At 42.1% G+C, this 254-nt stretch carries 1 pseudogene; it reads left to right on the forward strand.

Annotation, left to right across the window (positions count from 1 at the left end):
* Positions 1–254: pseudogene (locus Q3W56_RS20875) on the forward strand (transposase); the annotation flags it as partial.

A 254-nucleotide genomic window follows, 5' to 3' on the forward strand; every position in this document is an offset into this window, starting at 1 on the left:
ATTAGATGTATACAATGGAGAAGTGATTGCTTTTACGATTGGCGATAAGCAGGACACAGACTTTGTATTAGACACACTTGATCAGCTGCCAACACTGCCTGAGAACTGCATGTTACATAGTGACCAATTCTGTGTATACATCCTACGAGTATCAAAAAGCTGTTAATACAAAAGGCATTACCATGAGCATGTCCCGCAAAGGGACGCCCGCTGATAATGCCTCCATCGAATCGTTTCATTCCTCACTAAAGTCT

Source organism: Bacillus sp. C28GYM-DRY-1, assembly GCF_030519405.1.
Taxonomy (GTDB): domain Bacteria; phylum Bacillota; class Bacilli; order Bacillales; family Bacillaceae; genus Bacillus; species Bacillus spizizenii_A.